The organism is Candidatus Pelagibacter sp. (genome assembly GCF_965262185.1).
GTDB lineage: Bacteria > Pseudomonadota > Alphaproteobacteria > Pelagibacterales > Pelagibacteraceae > Pelagibacter.
Map to the genome: position 1 here is coordinate 151446 of NZ_OZ253498.1, position 19899 is coordinate 171344.

Here is a 19899-nt window from a genome sequence, read left to right on the forward strand (position 1 = left end):
GATTAATTAATTAGTAAATAATTATTTGTTTATACTAATATTATCTAAAAAAATTTTTGCTGCTTCTGTCCAGCTGAATTTTTTAGAAAAATTTAAACAATCTTCGCGTTTAATTTTAAGTGCTTTTAATGCAGATTTTTTTAAATCTATATTTAAAGTATCGATTTTGGTTCCTCCTAAAATATCCTTTGGGCCAGGAACTGGGTATGCAGCTACTGGGGTACCACAATTGAGTGATTCTAAGATAACTATACCAAAAGTGTCTGTTTTACTTGGAAAAACAAAAACATCTGAAGAAGTAAAATATGATGCTAATTCACCATTAGTTCTTTCTCCAAGAAATATATCTTTTGGAAATTTTTTTTGAAGTTTCTTTAAATCTGGACCTTTTCCAATAATAATTTTAGTCCCTTTTAAATTTAGATTTAAAAAAGCTTCAACATTTTTTTCAACCGCTACTCTACCAACATATATCCAAATTGGTCGTTCGTAGGGTAGATCTATTTTTTTTGGATTTTTGAACGAACCATGGTCGCCTCCTCTAGTCCAAGTTACCATTTTTTTATTATCGATACCCAAATCTACCAACTCATTTCTCATGGACTCAGTTGTAATTAAAATTTTTTCAGCTCTATTGTGAAAATTACATAAAAATTTTTCAGACCATTTTGAAGGTATAATTGGAAAATAAAGTTTTAAATATTTATCAAACCTTGTGTGAAAACTTGTGGTAAACTTTAAATTATTTTTTATACAATACCTTCTAGCCATAAACCCCAGGGGTCCTTCTGTAGCTATATGAATTGCATTTGGATTAATCTTTTTAATTAAATTTCCTACTTTGGGCCATATATTGACTGATAACCTTATTTCGTTGTATTTTGGTGTTGGTACTGTAAAAAATAACTGAGGTGAAATAAAATCTACTATATGGCCTTTTTTTTTTAAAATTTCAGAAGTTTGATTTAAAGTTCTGACTACTCCGTTAACTTGTGGATAATAAGCATCTGTTACAATTAAAATTTTCATTTTTATGATGCTTTTTGAAATTTAATTTTTTCTATACTTGTTGATTTTTTTTCAATGAATTTATGATTAATATTATTCCAAGATAATATTTCAAAAGTTCCATCGAATTTTTCAACAACTGCAGTACAAGACTCTACCCAATCACCACAATTTAAATAATTTATACCATTAAAATCTCTGTCCTCTGCATGATGAATATGCCCGCAAATAATTCCATCAAATTTTTTCTTTTTTGCATAGTGAGATAAAGTTTTTTCATAGTCTCCTATGTATTTTACTGCATTTTTTACTTTATATTTTAAATATTTGGCAAGAGACCAGTATTCCTTACCATTTAATTTTCTGAAAAAATTAACTAAATTATTTAACTTTAACAAAATTCCATAAGCAATTGAACCAATCTTAGACAACCATTTAGCATACTTCATAACACCATCCCAAGCGTCACCATGAACAACCAAATAATTTTTACCCAATGTAGATTTGTGTACTATTCTATTTAGAATTTTTATGTCACCAAAAAACATTGGAATAAACTTTCTAAATATTTCATCGTGATTACCAATTATGTAAAAAACTTTAGTACCATGTCTCGCTTTCCTTAAAATTTTTTGAACCACATCATTGTGTTGTTGAGGCCAGTAGAAGTTTTTTTTTAAAGCCCAAACATCAATAATGTCACCTACTAAATAAAGTTTTTCAGATCTTGAATATTTAAAAAATTCCAATAATTTATCAGCTTGACACCCTTTAGTCCCAAGATGAATATCTGAAATAAAAATACTTTTATATTTTAGTATCTCAGACAATTAAAATTCCTAATTGTAACCAATTTGTAACTTTAAACATGTAGGATTTATTTCAATTAAATATTAAAAATTTATTAAAATTATTTTAAATAATTGTTATGAAGTACTGTCTAATTTATAATCAAAACTCATCATCAGGTAAAAAACTAAAACTAGTTGATAAAATATATGAGAAATTAAAAGTTAATAATAATGTAGAATATTTCAGAACCAAGTCTGAAATTGAGGCAAAAGAAATATTTAAAAATTTTAAGGATAAAAATTATGATAGATTAGTAATTGCAGGTGGTGATGGATCTGTTTCGTTTGCTATCAATGAATTAATTAAAAATGACTTCGATTTTAATGAAAATTTTGCAATTGGGTACATACCAGCTGGGACTGCCAATTTACTTCAAGCAGAATTATCAATAACCAAAAAAGTAAATGATGTTTGCAGTGTTTTAACATCAAACAATTATAAAAAATCCAATCTCATAAAAATAAATGATAATTATTTTTTTTTAATGGCTGGTATTGGTTGGGATGCTAAAATTGTTCACTCTATTGATACTCGTATAAAAAAAATACTAGGAAAGATAATTTTTGGTTTAAAAGGATTTCAGCATTTTTTATTTATGAACAATAATAAAATTAATGTTTCATTTGATGGACAAAACCATCAAGCAGATTGGATATTATCATCTAACACTAAATATTATGCTGGTCATTATAAAATTAATGAAACTAATATTTTTGAAAAAAAATTAATAACCTACATATTTAAAGATTTAACCAGGTTAAAATTGTTATATTATGTAATTCAAATAATTTTATACGGTAACCTATCTAGAATTAGTTCAGTTATAACCACATACTCAAATCATATTAAGATTGATAGTAATTCGCAAAATATTCCAGTACAAATTGATGGAGATAATTACGGTAACCATCAACAAATACATATTCAGCTTTCGGACAAAAAAATAAATTTTTTAGTTTAAAACTATTTTATTCTGCCATAAATATCTTGATATCTAACTATATCCGTTTCCTTTAATATTGACCCTACTTGGGCTTCCATAATTTTAACTGGTTTTTGTCCAGGGTTTTGAACTCTGTGAATGGCTTCTAATGGAATAAATATATGCTCTCCAGGTTTTTTAGTAATTGTCTCTTTATTTAGAGTTATTTTAGCATTTCCTTGGGTTACTAACCAATGTTCAGCACGGTGATGATGTTTTTGCAAACTTAGTATTCCTTTTGGTTTTACATAAAGTTCTTTAATTAAAAACTCTTTACCTTCGAATAGATTCGTATATCTACCCCATGGTCTGTAATAAATATTTTTCTTCTTAATGTATTTGTTTTTATTTTTGTCATACATTTTTAAAATCTCTTTCCAACTTCCAAGATCTGACCAAGGTATGTCTAGTTTGATCGCATTAATTTTTTTTGTTTTTTCAAGGATTGCATAATCAAAAGATTTAGCAGTTGCTTTTATAAATGATGCTTTATTTAAATGATAAATGCTTGATTTATATTTTGCCTTATTAACAGCTGTGACACAATTTCTGTATATGGTTGGGTTGTATTTTTTAAAGTTATTGATGATTGAATCTTTTCTAAGATAAAACATTCCTGAGTTCCAATATCCATTTTTTTGAATGATTGCTTTTGCTTTTACTTCTTTAGGTTTTTCAATAAATCTAGTTACTTTATTAATGTTACCTTTAATTTTTTTAGTTAAAAAATAACCGTAATCACTTGTTGGTGATTTTGGTTTAATACCAAACACAAATATATTATTTTCATTAAGATTGGACTTATTTTTATTGATGGCCTTATTAAATATATTCATCTTTTCAATCAAATGATCGGCTGTAAAAAACATTAGTGGCTGATTATCAGGAATATCTTTTATTAAAGCTGTGCTTAAAATAGCTGGAGCTGTATTTCTTTTAGCAGGCTCTACAACAATTTTGTATTTATAGATTTTATTTTTTCTTAAATGTTGTTTAACTTTACTTAGATATTTTTTGTTTGTGCTAATAATTGGTGCATCATAAATGGATGCTTTTGTTCGCTCTAAGGTATTTCCAAGCAAAGTCCAATTACCAAAATCAATAAACTGTTTAGCTTGGTGATTTTTAGAATTAGGCCAAAGACGGGTACCAGCACCACCACATAAAATAACTGGTCTTATTTTCATTAAATCTCTGAGTAGTCTTTAACTTCCATTTTCTTACCTGGATGAGTTGGAGCACCTAAATAAGCGGGTCCAACTGTTTGCGCATATTTCCACAAAGTACCTGATCCAAAATCAGATTTTTTAGCTTTCCATTTTCTTCTTCTTGAAGCTAATTCTTTTTTAGAGAGTCTTACATTGATAGTTCCTTTTTTGGCGTCAATATCAATGATATCTCCGTTCTTTAATAGACCAATAGGACCCCCTAGAGCGGCCTCAGGACCTACGTGACCTACACAAAAGCCTCTTGTAGCACCAGAGAACCTTCCATCAGTTATAAGGGCTACTTTCTCCCCTTTTCCCTGACCGTAAATTGCACCTGTTGTAGATAACATTTCTCTCATACCAGGGCCTCCAACTGGTCCTTCGTATCTAATAATAATTACATCACCATCATTGTACTTTCTGCTTTGAACAGCTTTCATAGCGCTCTCTTCATTATCAAAACATCTTGCTTTTCCAGTAAATTGTAATTTTTTAAGTCCTGCAACTTTAACAATTGCTCCCTCTGGAGCTAAGTTACCTTTTAATCCAACAACACCTCCTGTTGGTGATAATGGATTTTTATAAGATCTCATTACTTTTTGTTTAGGATTAAATTTAATATTTTTTAAATTTTCCTTCATAGTTTTTCCAGTAACAGTCATACAATCCCCATGAATATATCCACCTTCGTATAAAGTTTTTAATAACATTGGTACACCACCTGCTAACCACATATCTTTTGCAACATATTTTCCACCTGGTTTTAAATCTGCAAGATAAGGTGTTCTTTTAAATATTTTTGCAACATCCATTAAATCAAACTTAATTCCTGCTTCATTAGCAATAGCTGGTAAATGAAGCCCAGCATTTGTAGATCCTCCTGTTGCAGCAACAATTGTTGCAGCATTTTCTAAAGCTTTTCTTGTAACAATATCTCTTGGTTTTATTTTTTTCTGTAAAAGGTTCATAACCATTTTACCACTTTCTTTTGCGTACTTATCTCTTTCTTCATATGGAGCTGGAGTTCCCGCTGAATAAGGAAGAGCTAAACCAATAGCTTCTGATACACATGCCATTGTGTTAGCAGTAAATTGACCACCGCAAGCACCTGCACTTGGACAAGCAACTAATTCTAATTTTCTAAGTTCTGCTGCAGACATTTGACCTGATGAATGTTTACCAACTGCTTCAAATACATCGACAACAGTTACATCTTTTCCTTTGTAAGTTCCTGGAAGAATGGATCCTCCATAAATAAATACACTTGGTACATTAAGCCTAACCATTGACATCATTAAACCTGGTAATGATTTATCACATCCTGCAATACCAACTAATGCATCGTAACAATGTCCTCTAACAGTAAGTTCAGCAGAGTCTGCGATAACCTCTCTTGATATTAATGAAGATTTCATCCCTTCATGACCCATTGCAATACCATCAGTAACAGTAATTGTACAAAATTCTCTTGGTGTTCCACCATTTGCTCTGACACCTTTTTTAACAGATTGTGCTTGTCTCATTAAAGCTATGTTGCAAGGCGCTGCTTCATTCCAAGTTGAAACTACTCCAACAAAGGGCTTTGCTACATCTTTTTCAGTTTCACCCATTGCATAGTAAAATGATCTATGTGGTGCTCTATCTGGTCCTAATGATGTATGTCTGCTTGGAAGTTTCTTTTTATTAAATTTTGCCATTATATACCCTTTATTGTTACCGATATTTTTTCAATATCATTCTTTAAATTATTATAATTAGTTTTTTCTTGTTCAACAATCTCTTTTGGTGCACGATCTACAAAACTTTTATTCTCTAATCTTTGAGAAATTTTATTCATTTCTTGTTCTAATTTACTTTGTTTAGTTGTTAAATTTTCTTTGATTAATTTTAAATCCACATCTTTGTCAAAATAAATTTTAAATAAGTCACCTGAGACAACCATTGTTGCAGCAGGTTTTTCTAAATCATCATCGAGTATATTATTTATTCTTCCAAGTTTTTTTAGGATAACTTCATTTTTGTTAATAAATTCTTTTTGATTGTCATTGATACCTTTAATAGAAACATCAATAAATGATCCTGGGCTAACATTTAGTTCATTTTTAAAAGATCTAAGCTCAGAAATGATATTAATGATATTTTCTACCTGCTCAGTGCTATTATCTTTTTTAACTTCTCCTGTTACCCAATTTTTATGCATCAAATAATCACTACCATTCTTATCAAATTGGTCTTTGAGCCATATTTCCTCTGTTACAAACGGAATAAATGGATGAAGTAAGATTAATATTTGTTTAAATACATAAGATGATACTTTTTTAACCTCAGCTTTTGCATCATTATCATCTGAAAATAGAATAGTCTTAGATAATTCTAGATACCAATCACAATACGAATGCCATGCAAACTGATAAGCGTTTTTTGCAGCTTCATCAAATCTGTAATCTTCAAGATTTTTTTGAATTTTATTCTTTGCCTCTATTAGCTCTGAATATATCCATTTATTAATATTTACGTTTAAATTAGGAAGATCATCAATATCTTTAAAATCACATTCATTTGTTATTAAAAAATTATTAGCATTCCACAATTTATTTAAAAAATTTCTATAACCTTTAACTCTATCTTCAGATAATTTTACATCTGTTCCAGGTGAAGCCATTGAAAGTAAAGTAAATCTCAATGCATCAGCACTGTATTTTTCAATTAAATCCAAGGGATCAATTACGTTGCCTTTTGATTTAGACATTTTCTGTCCTTTTTCATCTCTTACAAGTGCATGAACATATATATTTTTAAACGGTTCTTTATCTAAAAATTCTGTTCCAAACATAATCATTCTTGCAACCCAGAAAAAAATAATATCAAAACCAGTAACCAAAACTGATGTTGGATAAAATTTCTTTAAATATTCATCATCTTCAGGCCATCCAAGTGTAGCAAAAGGCCATAATCCAGATGAAAACCAAGTGTCCAATACATCAGGATCTCTAGTTAATTCTACTTCTTTTTTATAAAATTCTTTTGCTTGTGATTTTGCTTCCTCTTCATTGATAGCTACAAAAATTTTATTGTCGGGTCCGTACCAAGCTGGTATTTGGTGTCCCCACCACAACTGCCTAGAAATACACCAAGGCTCAATATTATTCATCCATTGAAAATATGTCTTTGACCAATTTTCAGGGAAGAAATTAGTTTTTTTAGAATTCACAACTTCTTTTGCTTTAACAGATAATTTACCAGCATCAGCAAACCATTGTTCGGTAAGAAAAGGTTCAATTATAGAGTTAGATCTATCTCCATATGGGACTTTATTTTTAATATTTTCTTCTTTTACAAAAAATTCTTTTTCTTTCAGTTCTTTTAAAATTCTTTTTCTAGCTTCAAATCTATCAAGACCTTTATAGTTTTTAGGTGCATTTTCATTTATTTTACCTTCTTCAGTAAAAATATTTATGATTTCAAGATTATTTCTTTGACCAACATCATAATCATTAAAATCATGTGCAGGAGTTATTTTTAATGCCCCTGTACCTTGTTCAGGATCTGCATAATCATCTTCAATAATTTTTATTTTTCTACCAACAATTGGAATAGTAACTGTTTTACCAACAAATGATTTAAATCTTTTGTCACTAGGATTTACAGCTATTGCTGTATCACCTAACATTGTTTCAGGTCTTGTGGTTGCTATCGTTATAAATTCACTAGTTCCATCTATTGGATATTTTATGTAGTAAATTTTTGAATTTACCTCTCTTTGATCTACCTCTAAATCTGAAATAGCTGTTTTAAGTACGGTGTCCCAATTTACTAATTTCTTATCTTTGTAAATTAAACCTTTGTTGTAAAGTTCTACAAAAACTTTAATAACTGATTTGGATAAGTTTTCATCCATTGTAAATGCATTTCTTGACCAATCACAAGAACAACCTAGTTTTTTTAATTGATTAATTATTATGTCGCCATATTGCTCTTTCCATTCCCAAACTTTTTCAATAAATTTATCCCTACCAATCTCATTCTTATCTATTTTTTCAGAGGTGAGTTTTTTCTCTACTAAAGCTTGCGTTGCAATACCAGCGTGATCTGTTCCTGGTTGCCACAAAGTTTCATAATTATTCATCCGATGATAACGCACTAATAAATCTTGAATAGAATTATTTAATGCATGCCCCATATGAAGACTTCCAGTTACATTAGGTGGAGGAATTACAATTGAAAATTTTTTAGAATTTTCTTTTGGCTTAAATAATTGGTTTTTTTCCCAATATGAATAAATCTTATTTTCAACTTCAGAATGGATATATTTATCGTTACTCATTGATTTTAAAGTTTATAATTTAATAATCTTATTTAACAATAATCAATTTGGATCGTTATTTAATAGACTAATATAAAAAATTTAATATAAAAAGGCCTTAAGCTATTCGTCTAAAACAAGATGGCAACGTGGCGGAATGGTTACGCAGAGGATTGCAAATCCTTGTATCCCGGTTCGATTCCGGGCGTTGCCTCCAAAAAAAATCTTGTTTTAGTTTTAAAAAAAAGTAAGTTGTGATTTTTACATTCCTCGGTAGCTCAGTTGGTAGAGCAGTTGACTGTTAATCAATTGGTCGCAGGTTCGAGTCCTGCCCGAGGAGCCAAAAAATTAATCTTAAAATTTAATTATTTAATTCTTAACCAAAGAGGTCTCTTTTTTTTGATTATGATTAAACTGCTTTGGAAATATTAGATCCTGAAATTTGTAATGTTTTGTTAAATTTTAATTTTTGATCAGCATTTAGTTCTGAATAAACTTTTGCTAAAAAATTATAATTAACATTCATATGGCCTTCTTGAGATTTTTCTAAATTTACTAAATATTCAGAAAAATCTTCAAAGAAATAATTAATTGGAACTTTTAAATAATTAGAGAGTTGAAGCAATCTAATTGAACTTACTCCATTAGTTCCTTTTTCATATTTTTGAATTTGTTGAAATGTAACATTTATTGCTTTTGCTACTTTTGTTTGTGTTAAACCCAAAGCCAATCTTCTTAGCTTAAGCTTATTCCCTAAGTGTTTGTTGAAATTATCTTCCATTAAGACCCCTCTTAATTAAATTTTAAAATAGTATTGAACAAATTTATTTCATCAACTGCAATAGAAAAATTTATTTTTTTAACTAAAAAATCTAAAAAAGTAAAAACTTGTCAAGTGTTTGTTAAGTATAGAATGTGTTTAAATATTATAGTATTTGACTTAAAAATAGCTTGGTACGATCACTCTTTGGATTAGCAAAAAACTCTTTAGTTTCGGCTCTTTCAACAATCATGCCTTCATCCATAAAAATAACCTCATCAGCAACCTCTTTAGCAAATCCCATCTCATGAGTAACAACTATCATTGTCATACCTTGGTTTGCTAAATCAACCATTACGTCTAAAACTTCTTTAATCATTTCTGGATCTAGTGCTGATGTAGGCTCATCAAATAACATTATTTTAGGTTCCATGCAAAGAGCTCTTGCAATTGCAACCCTTTGTTGTTGTCCTCCAGATAATTGACCTGGAAATTTTTGAGCTTGATCTAATATTTGAACTCTTTCTAAATGTTTTAAAGCTAATTCCTCGGCTTCTTTCTTAGGCATTTTTTTTACCCAGATAGGAGCTAGAGTGCAGTTATCCACAATTGATAAATGCGGAAATAAATTAAACTGTTGAAATACCATTCCAACTTCAGCTCTTATTTGTTCAATATTTTTTGTATCTTCAGTTAAAGTATTACCATCAACTATAATATCTCCTTCTTGATGTTCTTCTAATCTGTTAATACATCTAATTAAAGTTGATTTACCAGATCCAGATGGACCACAAACTACAATTTTTTCTTTTGGTTTAACTTCTAAATTAATATCTTTTAAAACTTGGAATTCTCCAAACCATTTATTAACATTTTTAATTTGTATAATACTATCAGACATAATTATCGCTCTGTTTTATATTTTTGTTCCAAATTATAGCTATACTTACTCATTGCATAACAAATAATCCAGAAAATTATTGCTGCAAATACATAGCCTTCCATAGCAAATCCTAACCATTCCGGATTAGTTTTTGCTAAATTTAACATTCCTACAATCTCTAATAATCCAACTACAAATATTAAAGGTGTATCTTTTACTAATGCCAGAAAAGTATTAGCAATTCCTGGAATTACTAATTTTAAAGCTTGAGGTAAAATTACAAATATATGCATTTTCCAATAACCCATACCCAATGATTTCGCAGCCTCATATTGACCTCTTGGCAAAGCTTGTAAGCCTCCTCTTATTACTTCAGCAACATACGCTGCTTCAAATAATGAAATCGCAATAATGGCTCTAACCAATTTATCTATAAAAAAATCTTCTGGTAAAAACATTGGAAACATTACAGCAGACATAAAGAGAACTGTAATAAGTGGTACTCCTCTCCAAAATTCGATAAAACCAACTGATATATATCTTATCAACGGTAATTCAGATCTTCTACCAAGTGCAAAAGCCATTCCTATAGGAAAACAAAATATTAAACAGAAGAACGAGATAATGAATGTTAAAGATAAACCTCCCCACGCTCCTGTCTCAACCCAGTTTAATCCGTCAAGTTTACCAAGCTCGATTAACTCTTCATAAAAAACAAAGTACTTAAGAACTATATAAAGAGTTATAGGAACGATTAAAAAATAGTAAAACTTAAATCTACTAGGAATAAAGAAACCAAGAATTATAGAAATAACTGCTGCAATAATTCCATAAGAGAAATCAAAAAATACAGGACCTCCTGAAATAAAAAAGAATATAAATAAAAATGCGATAAAAGGATAAATTACTACATAATACAAAGTTAAATACTTTTTAAATTTTTCAGTTGCAAAATAACCAACTGAACCAAGTAGTGCTAAAGAAATAAAAGATAAATTTATTCTCCATTGTTCAGCATTTGGATACATTCCATACATAAATCTGTTAAACCAAACTTTAATATAAGTCCAACATGCACCTGTTCCTGAACAAACATCTTTACTATCTCCTGTAAAACTAGCATCAACAAAAAACCAGCTTATAATTGGTGGTGTTGCCTTAATGATTACAAAAATAATTAATAATGAGAGAACTGCATTAAAACTATTAGTATTAATGTTTTTGTTTAGACTATCTAAAAATTTGTATCCGCTATGTTCAATTCTAATAAAGTGAAGTCCTATAAATCCAATTATTAAAGGTATTAAAAAACTTAATAAAGTTGGTAAGAAACCTGTGATATTAACATTAAAAAAAGAATTCAAAAATACATCTAAAATACTAACAAAAAACAAAAATGAACCTAAATACAAAAACGTATTCAAATTTTCTTTATCAGGTCTTAAAAAATTAATTTTTGACATTTATTTTTCCTTAATAGCAATTTTTTTATTGTACCAATTCATTAATATTGAAATAGATATACTCAAACTTAAGTAAGTAAGCATGGTTATAGAAACTATTTCGATAGCTTTACCTGTTTGCATCAAAGCAGTACCTGCAAATACTAAGACTAAGTCTGGATAAGCAATTGCGGCAGCTAATGATGAATTTTTAGTTAAATTTAGATATTGGTTTGTAGTTGGTGGAATAATAATTCTTAAAGCTTGAGGCATTACTATTAATTTTAAAACTTGATTTGGGTTTAAACCGATAGAAGCAGCAGCTTCTTTTTGACCTTTTCCAACACCCTGAATTCCAGCTCTTACACATTCAGCAATAAAAGTTGCAGTGTATAACGCTAAAGATAAAGTTAATGCAATTAACTCAGGCGGCAAACTTATACCTCCTTCATATTTAAAAGATGTTGTTGCTAACTGTTTTAGTTTAGGAATTTCAAAAGAAAGACCTACTCCTCCTATTAAAAAACTTAACAAAGGTAATATAAATATTAATCCGATTGATATCCAAAAAACTGGTAACTGTTTACCTTGTGTTTCTTGGACTTTTCTTGCATGAATTCTAATAACTACAATTGCAATTATTGCAGCAACTATTGAATAAAAGAAAATATTAAAATTGTCCCAAACAAAAGCTGGAACGTAAAGTCCTTTAATTGTTAAAAAGAAAACACCAAAAATCGCATCTGCATCTTGAGGTAAAGGCAGTGCTCTTAATGCAGCAAAATACCAAAAAAATATTTGTAATAATAAAGGAATATTTCTGAAAAATTCTACATAAAACGCTGCAAATTTATTTATAAGATAGTTTGGTGAAAGTCTTGCAACACCGACGATAACTCCAAGAATAGTGGCAATAATAATTCCAATGACAGAAACTAAAATAGTATTTAATAATCCAACTAAGTAAGCTCTAAAATAGGAATGAGAACCATCGTATTCGATTAAAGAAAATTGAACATCAAATGAAGACTCTTGAGATAAAAAACCATAACCAAAATCAATACCTCTATTTTCCATATTGACTTGGGCGTTATAACTAAAAAAACCAAAAACTAGAACAACTGCTAAAACTGTAATTAACTGAGGAACTATTTTTTGTAATTTGAAGTTCATTTGAAAGCTTATAAAAAAAAGGGCTAGAAAAATCTAGCCCTTTTTAATTAGTTAAATATGCAATTATCTTGCAGGTGGTACGTAAAGAATTCCACCTTTAGTCCATAACTCATTTGGACCTCTGTCTGGTAAAATTCCAGTGTCAGCTATATTTCTTTTGTAGCTTTCACCATAGTTACCAACTTGCTTGATAATTCTTAAGCTCCACTCATTGTCTAGACCAAAAGCAGCACCTAATTCACCTTCAGCACCAACTAATCTTTTTACAGCTGGATTGTCTGAAGATTTCATCATATCTGCGTTAGCTGAAGTAATTCCATACTCCTCAGCTTCGATCATAGCATTTAAAGACCATCTAACGATATCTTCCCATACTGAGTCACCTTGTCTAACAACAGGTCCTAAAGGCTCTTTAGAAACAGTTTCAGGTAATACAATGTGATCATCTGGATTAGTCATTTTAGTTCTTTGTGCAGCAAGACCTGATTTATCAGTAGTGTAAGTATCACATCTACCAGCATCATAAGCAGCTACGACTTCGTCAGCTTTTTCAAAAGCAACTGGCTCATAAGAAATTCCTTTAGAGTTAAAGAAGTCTCTCATATTTAACTCAGTTGTTGTACCAATGTTTGTACAAGCTGAGATACCATCTTTGAATTGGCTTGTTGAAGTAATACCAGAACTTTTTCTAACCATGAAACCTTGACCATCGTAGAAGTTTACTCCAACGAAAGTTAGTCCGATATCAGCATCTCTAGAAAGAGTCCAAGTTGTGTTTCTAGATAAGATATCAATCTCACCAGAAGTTAAAGCTGTAAATCTTTCTTTAGCACTTAATGGTGTAAACTTAACTTTGTTTGCATCACCTAGTACCGCAGCAGCTACCGCTCTACATACGTCAACATCAATACCAGTCCAATTTCCTGCTGCATCAGCATTAGAAAATCCTGGAAGACCCTGAGATACTCCACATCTTACAAAACCCTTCTTTTGAGTGTTTTTAAGTGTTTTAGATTTTTTAGCAGCCATAGTTTCTGTTGTAAAAGTAAACAACACCGCAACCATTGCTACTAAAGAAGTTAATTGTTTTAAGTATTTAAACATTATTCTTCCTTTTAGTTATTTTTATTTGTTAACAAATAATTCAAAACTTTGTTTTGAATTCGCAGGATTAAACCATTTTAAAAAAATTACTTCAAGAGGAAATTAAGGTCAAAAGACTAAAAAATGGCGCGCCCTGAAGGATTCGAACCTACGACCCTCGGTTTAGAAAACCGATGCTCTATCCAGCTGAGCTAAGGGCGCAATATTTGAATTACATATATATTACAAATTTAATATTTAAACATAAATTTTTTAGCTATCAATAATAAAGATAACAATTCAATACGACCGATAATCATAAAGAAAATAAGAATATATTTAGTAAAAAAATGTAAATTTTGGAAATCAAATTCACTTATCCCGTAAGCTGTGGAATTAACAGTATTCATCAATGTTAATATTGCCAGTTTAAATGAATATTCAAAATGAATATCACTCAAAGATAAAAAAATTGTTAATGAAAAAAGTGAGATTATAAAAATAACAATTGTAAGAAAATATTTATTTATATCTTGAGTTGCAAAATTAATTTTAGAAAATACTAATTTGTTCATAAACACATTTTTTGGTCTACTAAATGAAAGTATTTGATTTAAAGAATATTTTGTTAAAGAGTAAATTTTCAAAAATCTTAATCCTGAACTTGTTGAAATAAATGACCCCCCAATAATAACCAAAAGTAAATACAAAAATTGAAGATTGGTTTGTTCAACATTTAATGATATTCCAATATTAGAAATACTACTTACTAAAGATAAAAAACTAAAAGAAAAAGTATTATCGTAACTAAAAAATATAAAAAATACTCCAACAGTTATTACAAAGTATAAAAATAGATGAATATCCTCATGAAAAAAATTAATTTTTTTTCTTAAAAAAATTAAATTGTATACAAAGAAAATACTAAAGAAAGAAACTAGCATTAATAAAGAAAAAATTATTATCTGTGAGTTTTGGACTAGTATGGTTGAGAGATCATTTACGGGCAAAAAACCACCTGAGGAAATTAAAGTCATTGCTAAATTTAATGAATTAAATGATCTAATTCCAAATAAATTAAGAATTATAAAAATCGCTAAAGTTAAGCTTGAATATAAAATAAATATTTTAATTATTTGTTTTAAAATTTCTGTTGTATTAAATGATAAAAAGTTTGTAAGAGATTTTTTTAAGTTTTCATCATAAATATCAATCAAAAAAATTATAGAAAATAAAAAGTATAATCCGCCTATCCATTGAATTGATGACCTCCATATTATTAATCCTTGATCAATATGTTTTATGTTTTCAAAGATTGTAAAACCAGTTGAAGTAAAACCAGAAACTGCTTCAAATAAAGCATTTAAAAAGGTTAAGTTGTAAATACTTAAATAAAACGGAATTAATAATACCAACGGCATAATAAAATATCCCAAAAGGACAGTTAGTATTTTTTCAAATATTGTGGGTTTTTTTTCAGAGGTGTCAATTTTGTAAAACAAAAAACTAATTAAACCAGAGATTACTAAGCTAAAGTAATATGTATTTAAGTTTAAGTATAAGTTGAAATAATAAGAGTAAATAATATTTAAAAAAGAAAAAGCTGAAATTAATAGAAAGAAAAAACTTAAATATTTTACCCGAAGTATTGGCATTTAATTAAATTGAGCTAATTCTAAAAATGTTTTCAACAACAGAGATTGAGTCTTTTTTGGCTAAAAAAACTACTTTATCTTCTTTTTGAAACACAAAGTCTGATCTAGGGATAATAACTTTATCATCTCTAAGTACAGCACCTATACGTATTTCTTCAGGAAGATTGGAATTTTTTAATTCTTTATTTATCAATTCTGATGTCTCAATAATTTCGGCTTCAATTACTTCATATTCACCATTCATAATTGTATAAGCTGTTTCAATTGTCCCTTTATGGATATGTTTTAAAATACTCGATACCGTATTCATTCTAGGATCAATTAGATCATCAATTTTAAGTGAAGTCTGTAGTAATGAATAGTTTGGTTTATTAATTAAGGCCATTGTTCTTTTGTCATCAATTTCTTTTTCATCTTTTGCAAATTTTTCAACTAGTACACTCACCATTAAATTATCTTCATCATCATTTGTAAGAGCAAGAACAGTCTCCGCTTCTTCTAAATTTGCTTCAGCTAAAACTTCCTCATCTAAAGCATCTCCATTGATAACTATTGTATTATTTAGCTCACTTGCAAGAAATTCAGCCCTGTCTTTATTTTTTTCAATAATTTTTACTCTTGCGGCATCTAAATTTTCCTCAATATTTTTAGCTAAATTAAAACCAATATTTCCTCCACCAACTATAAGAATTTTTTTAGAAACTTTTTCGGTGTGCCCAAATGCTTCCAATGTTTCAGACATTTGGATTGAATTTATAATCACATAAATCTTATCATTAGTTTTTATTTCATCAGTTTTTTTTGGAATAAAATACTTATCCTCTCTTATTACACCTATTACATTTGCTTTAAGATTAGGGTATTTTTTTGTAAGATCGCTTAATTTAATATTAATCAAACTACAATTTTCATTAATCAATATTTCAAGTAACCTAATTTTATTTTCTGCAAAAGGAACACTATCTAAGGCACCAGGAGCTTCGAGCTTTCTTTGGATTGATTTAGCAATTTCAATTTCTGGTGAAATAATAACATCTATTGGTAAGTTTTCTTTGTTATAAACCGTTGTAAACTTTGGATTTAAGTAATCTTGTGATCTTATTCTTGCAATTTTTTTAGGTATTTTAAATATCGAAAATGCAATTTGACATATAACCATATTAATTTCGTCATTTCGAGTTACTGCTATAATCATATCAGCCTCTTGTGCATTAGCCTTTTCAAGAATTGATGGATAACTACCTTTTCCAACAATAGCTTTAACATCAAGTGCGTCATCAATTTTTTGAATATCTTCGCTTGATGGATCTATTACAGTTATAGAATGACCTTGGTCACTAAGCTGTTTAGCAATAGTAAAGCCTACTCTACCTGCGCCACAAATGATTATGTTCATTTAATTAAATTCTTTAATTCCTAAGCCTTTTAATTTTCGGTGTAAGGCACTTCTTTCCATTCCAACGAAATTAGCTGTTTTTGAAATATTTCCATTAAATTTTTTCAATTGAATAGTTAAATACTCCTTTTCAAATTTTTCTCTAGCCTCTTTTAATGGCACAGATAGGCTGTTTTCAGCCAATTGTTCATTGAAATTAATATTTTTTAAGGATTCTTTTATTATATTAGAAATTTTTTCTTTTGTGTCAGGTTGTAAAATTGCAATTCGTTCAATTAAATTTCTTAATTCTCTAACATTACCGTGCCAGTCATGATTTAAAATATAAGTATTGTCCTCATCTATTTCTAATTCATTAATATTATAGTTTTCAGATATTTTTTTTGAAAAATATTTAATCAAAAGTGGAATATCCGAAATACGTTGACTCAATGGTTCAACATTTATTTCAAAAACATTAAGTCTATGAAATAAATCTTCTCTAAAATTCCCTATTTCAATTTCTTTTTTCAGATCCTTACTTGAGGAGCATATTAATCTAACATTTACACTTACGTCATTTGAACCATTAACTCTCTTAAATTTTTGATCAGTCAAAACTCTTAAAATTTTTGATTGTATATCTAAAGGTATTTCAGAAACTTGATCTATTAATAAGGTTCCTTTGTTAGCTTTTTCTAAAGCTCCATAAGATATAGAGCCGTTTTCTTTTTCTTCTCCAAACAATTCAAGTTCATATTTGTTTGAGTCCAATAAAGCTCCATTCAAAACTACAAAGGGATTTTTATTTCTTTTTGATAATTTGTGAATTTTTCTTGCAATTAATTCTTTTCCAGATCCTGAAGGGCCATTAATAAATACTCTACTTTCTGTAATAGAAATTTTGTTAATTTGATCATTTATATTTAGAATATTTTTGCTATTTCCAATTAATTCATATGATGAAAATAATTTTGTTTCATATTCTTTATTTTGTTTTTTAAGATTGTAGTTCTCAACTGCTCTTCTAACAAAATTAAGCAATCTCTCTTGATCAAAAGGTTTTTCAATAAATTCAAAAGCACCTTCATGAAGGGATTTTACTGCCATTTCAATGTTGGCGTGACCTGAAATTATAATAACAGGCACATCTTTATCTTTTGATTTAATATGTGATAATAGCTCAATTCCATCATTATCACCTTTATCCAATTTAACATCAAGTATCGCAACATCTGGAAGTTTTTTATCTATTTCGGATAATGCTTGATTGTAATTAGCAGCAAGTCTTGTTTTATAACCAGCATCCAAAATTAACTCATTAATGATATTCCTTATATCAGCGTTATCATCTACAATTAAAATTTCAGAACTCATTCTATTTAATAAAATCTATTTTAATTTTTGCACCTTCATCTAAAGGTATAAATTCAATTATTCCATTATGATCATTTATAATTTTACTAACTATTGAGAGACCAAGTCCAGTTCCATTTTTTTTAGTAGTAAAGTATGGATTTAAAATATCTTTAATATTTGCTGCAAATATTCCAAAACCGATACCATTATCAATTAAGTTGATTGTTATATGGTTATTTTCTTCATTAACTTCAATCGTGATTATTTTCTCTAAATTACTATCATTTTCTGCTCTTTGTTGGATACTTTCGATAGAATTTTTAATTAAATTAAAGAAAACTCTTGCCAGTTGTTCTTTGTCACTATTTAAAAAAACTTCATTTGAATTGGTGTTAACAGAAATATTAATCGAATTATCTAACTCATTTAATAATTTGATATTTTCTTCAATAATTTGAATTAAATTATTTTCTTTTAAAATTGGTTTTGGCATTCGAGCAAAATCAGAAAACTCATTAACTAAATTTCCTATTTGTTTAATTTGATTATTTATAATCTTAAGGTTTTCATCAAAATTTTTTTTATCATCTTCATTGACTTGATTAGAATATTTTGATTTCATTCTATCTATTGTCAACTGAATTGGAGTTAATGGGTTCTTAATTTCATGTGCTAGTTTTCTTGCTAGGTTACTCCATGCTTCATGTCTTTCATTAATAATTAATTTTTCTTGTTGATTTCTAAGTCTATCGATCATTAGGTTAAAATTTTTGTTTAATATTTCTAAATCTCTGTCAGTTTTTACTTCTGGAACTTTTGTATCAAATTTTCCTTCTCCAATTGAGACAGAAGCATTAATTAAATTATTAATAGATCTAAAAAATCTAGAAGAAAATCGTATAGCTATTGATATAGATACAAACAACAATACACTTACAACAATAACATAAATAATTGCAAAAGATATTTTTATACCTGTACTCTTTTCTTCAACAGTATAATAAAAATTTATAGCTTCTTCTGACTCCGTAAGATATTTTGAAATATCCTTATCTAGATATTTGATCACATATAAAAATCTATTATCAAAACTTTGCAACCTCATAATGGCTGCAGACATATTTTCTGGAGCATTTATAATTTTTAAAGGTCTATCATCATCGAGTACTAGTGTTAATGCTCTATCAACAGGAGGTATGTATGGTTGATTGTCTTGAAGAGAAGTAAACAATAATTTTTTATCAATATCGATTATATGTATTTCGTCAACACCTCTAATTAATTTCTGAGTGTCTAGAAATCTTTTATATTCTTTAGGATTATCATTTAAAAAATTTTTACTTTTATTGGTATCAAAAGCAATTAGTACAATATCTGATTGAATTTTGTTTCTAATTTCTTCAACATAGTTTCTAGCAAGTTCATAAGAATTATTAACAACTGTGGTAACCTTTTTGTCAAAATATTTTTCCAATGCAAATGAAAAAAGGAACAATGAAAAAATAGAAATTAAAATTGAGGGTATTAAAGTAAATAGAGCAAATACAGTAATGTACTTTTTGTTAGATTTTAAACCATCCTTATCGATATCTGTTTTAATCGCTCTTCTAATTTCAAAAAAAATAAATATAAAAAGTGAAGTTAGAAGTAGTATATTTAATATCAAAAGATATTGTAAATTCTTGTCAGTTAATTTTATAAATCCTTTATCAATAAAAGTTAAAAATGTTAAAAAACCTATCGATAATGTGATAATAAATAATATTATCAAATAGATATTTTTCTTAATAAAATCTGACATTTAAGTATAAAATTT

At 28.4% G+C, this 19899-nt stretch carries 15 protein-coding genes and 3 tRNA genes; 3 read left to right on the top strand and 15 right to left on the bottom strand.

Going from position 1 to position 19899, the window contains the following annotated elements; all coding sequences use genetic code 11:
* Positions 1 to 21: 21 nt before the first annotated feature.
* Positions 22 to 1029 carry a glycosyltransferase family 4 protein gene (locus ACQY31_RS00905; protein WP_428080153.1) on the bottom strand — a complete coding sequence of 336 codons (1008 nt, stop codon included), beginning with the start codon at positions 1027 to 1029 and terminating at the stop codon, positions 22 to 24.
* 2 nt (positions 1030 to 1031) lie between these two features.
* On the bottom strand, positions 1032 to 1838 hold the full coding sequence (locus tag ACQY31_RS00910) for a UDP-2,3-diacylglucosamine diphosphatase (protein WP_428080154.1): 807 nt from the start codon (positions 1836 to 1838) through the stop codon (positions 1032 to 1034).
* A gap of 98 nt (positions 1839 to 1936) precedes the next feature.
* Between ACQY31_RS00910 and ACQY31_RS00915 the strand changes: the two genes are divergently transcribed.
* A complete protein-coding gene (locus ACQY31_RS00915; protein WP_428080155.1) occupies positions 1937 to 2821 on the top strand; it encodes a diacylglycerol/lipid kinase family protein in 885 nt (294 codons plus the stop codon).
* A gap of 2 nt (positions 2822 to 2823) precedes the next feature.
* On the opposite strand, the gene ACQY31_RS00920 is transcribed toward ACQY31_RS00915, so the two are convergent.
* From ACQY31_RS00920 to ACQY31_RS00930, 3 genes are read right to left on the bottom strand one after another with little or no spacing between them, the layout of a single operon-like run.
* A complete protein-coding gene (locus tag ACQY31_RS00920; RefSeq protein ID WP_428080156.1) occupies positions 2824 to 4029 on the bottom strand; it encodes a sugar phosphate nucleotidyltransferase in 1206 nt (401 codons plus the stop codon).
* Entirely contained in the window at positions 4029 to 5747 is a 1719-nt protein-coding gene (gene ilvD / locus ACQY31_RS00925) for a dihydroxy-acid dehydratase (protein WP_428080157.1), read from the bottom strand. The genes ACQY31_RS00920 and ilvD overlap by 1 nt, the downstream gene beginning before the upstream one ends.
* Entirely contained in the window at positions 5747 to 8374 is a 2628-nt protein-coding gene (locus ACQY31_RS00930) for a valine--tRNA ligase (protein WP_428080158.1), read from the bottom strand. The genes ilvD and ACQY31_RS00930 overlap by 1 nt, the downstream gene beginning before the upstream one ends.
* Positions 8375 to 8496: 122 nt before the next feature.
* On the opposite strand from ACQY31_RS00930, the gene ACQY31_RS00935 reads away from it, so the two are divergent.
* Positions 8497 to 8570: transfer RNA gene (locus tag ACQY31_RS00935), tRNA-Cys, on the top strand.
* A 50-nt stretch (positions 8571 to 8620) separates the two neighbouring features.
* Positions 8621 to 8696 (top strand) — tRNA-Asn (locus ACQY31_RS00940).
* A 66-nt stretch (positions 8697 to 8762) separates the two neighbouring features.
* On the opposite strand, the gene ACQY31_RS00945 is transcribed toward ACQY31_RS00940, so the two are convergent.
* The 10 genes from ACQY31_RS00945 to ACQY31_RS00990 all read right to left on the bottom strand — a co-directional run bounded on the left by ACQY31_RS00945 (position 8763) and on the right by ACQY31_RS00990 (position 19884).
* Positions 8763 to 9134 carry a helix-turn-helix domain-containing protein gene (locus tag ACQY31_RS00945; RefSeq protein WP_262589252.1) on the bottom strand — a complete coding sequence of 124 codons (372 nt, stop codon included), beginning with the start codon at positions 9132 to 9134 and terminating at the stop codon, positions 8763 to 8765.
* A gap of 145 nt (positions 9135 to 9279) precedes the next feature.
* Entirely contained in the window at positions 9280 to 10014 is a 735-nt protein-coding gene (locus tag ACQY31_RS00950) for an amino acid ABC transporter ATP-binding protein (RefSeq protein ID WP_428080159.1), read from the bottom strand.
* 2 nt (positions 10015 to 10016) lie between these two features.
* Entirely contained in the window at positions 10017 to 11459 is a 1443-nt protein-coding gene (locus ACQY31_RS00955) for an amino acid ABC transporter permease (RefSeq protein ID WP_428080160.1), read from the bottom strand.
* The gene (locus ACQY31_RS00960; RefSeq protein WP_428080161.1) at positions 11460 to 12611 is read right to left on the bottom strand and encodes an amino acid ABC transporter permease; all 1152 of its coding nucleotides are present in this window, start codon (positions 12609 to 12611) and stop codon (positions 11460 to 11462) included.
* A 63-nt stretch (positions 12612 to 12674) separates the two neighbouring features.
* Positions 12675 to 13715 carry an amino acid ABC transporter substrate-binding protein gene (locus ACQY31_RS00965; RefSeq protein WP_262589255.1) on the bottom strand — a complete coding sequence of 347 codons (1041 nt, stop codon included), beginning with the start codon at positions 13713 to 13715 and terminating at the stop codon, positions 12675 to 12677.
* A 124-nt stretch (positions 13716 to 13839) separates the two neighbouring features.
* Positions 13840 to 13916, bottom strand: a tRNA-Arg gene (locus tag ACQY31_RS00970).
* Between the two features lie 29 nt (positions 13917 to 13945).
* A complete protein-coding gene (locus ACQY31_RS00975; protein ID WP_428080162.1) occupies positions 13946 to 15115 on the bottom strand; it encodes a TrkH family potassium uptake protein in 1170 nt (389 codons plus the stop codon).
* A gap of 238 nt (positions 15116 to 15353) precedes the next feature.
* A complete protein-coding gene (gene trkA, locus ACQY31_RS00980; protein ID WP_428080163.1) occupies positions 15354 to 16745 on the bottom strand; it encodes a Trk system potassium transporter TrkA in 1392 nt (463 codons plus the stop codon).
* On the bottom strand, positions 16746 to 18101 hold the full coding sequence (locus ACQY31_RS00985; RefSeq protein ID WP_428080164.1) for a sigma-54-dependent transcriptional regulator: 1356 nt from the start codon (positions 18099 to 18101) through the stop codon (positions 16746 to 16748). It abuts the gene before it with no gap.
* A gap of 1 nt (position 18102) precedes the next feature.
* Complete coding sequence (locus tag ACQY31_RS00990) at positions 18103 to 19884, bottom strand: ATP-binding protein (RefSeq protein ID WP_428080165.1); 1782 nt, start codon at positions 19882 to 19884, stop codon at positions 18103 to 18105.
* Between the last annotated feature and the right edge of the window lie 15 nt (positions 19885 to 19899).